The organism is Myroides sp. LoEW2-1 (genome assembly GCF_009767705.1).
GTDB classification, from domain to species: Bacteria; Bacteroidota; Bacteroidia; order Flavobacteriales; family Flavobacteriaceae; genus Flavobacterium; species Flavobacterium album_A.
This window is the reverse complement of record NZ_WSPP01000278.1, coordinates 1-865: the sequence shown is the minus strand read 5'-3', so window position 1 is coordinate 865 and position 865 is coordinate 1. Positions and strand designations below refer to the sequence as shown.

At 34.7% G+C, this 865-nt stretch carries 1 protein-coding gene; it reads right to left on the bottom strand.

Going from position 1 to position 865, the window contains the following annotated elements; all coding sequences use genetic code 11:
- A partial coding sequence (locus GOQ24_RS14355) for a DUF1795 domain-containing protein (protein WP_160340003.1) occupies positions 1-473 on the bottom strand: 473 nt, incomplete at its 3' end.
- Between the last annotated feature and the right edge of the window lie 392 nt (positions 474-865).

Genomic DNA, 865 nt, shown 5'->3' with positions numbered 1-865 from the left:
ATATTTATCAGTTTTTCACTTTCTACCTCACTGTTTTTGCTCGTAGTCCAACTGATTATTTCATAATTGGCTTTTTGGCCTTCTATCATGACTTGAATCATATACATATACGTTTCGTTTTGAGACATCTTTAATTCATAGGTCTTACCAGGCAGCCCATTAATACGTACTTCATTTTCTTTGACTATCTCGTAATTAGGTTTTTTGTTGTAACGCGCTAAAGCTTTATCAATAAACGCACTGAAATCGCTATCTTCTGTCTTAGCTTCTTTTGTTGCTACGAAATACACTTGTTTGAAAGTATTACCATATTGCAAATCAGCATTAGGAAACAAGTTTTCCATTGGTGCAAGATTTCCAGGCATCTCGATTGTATAATAATTTTCTACGGTTAACGTAGTTGGGGGTGTTACTTTCTGGTTACAACTAATAGTAGTCAAAGCTAAGAAAGCTATAGCGATTATCTTTTTCATTGGAGTATATATTTAGGTTCTTATAAAAGTACTAATAATTTGCTATTCTCAGTACTAAGACCATGTTAAGTTTAGGTGTTTAGGCGAGATACAATTGTTTTATATAGAATGGAAATGTAGGAGGTGTTATTGTTCAGTTTGTTTGGTTTAGCGGATTCGTTGAGGTGTTTCCGTTATCATTGCATTATGTTGGGGATGTGGTCGGCTTATAATGGCACTTTTTAGCCGACCACAAGCCTATCACAAGCCGACCACAAGCCGACCACCCTCTTATTTGATGTAATAAAGACTGTCTCGTCCTAATATAGCTGTACAGTTATTGTTTATAATCCTGCTTTTAACTGTACATTTGGTTTTATAATCCTATTATAACTATACAGGTACTTGTTGTT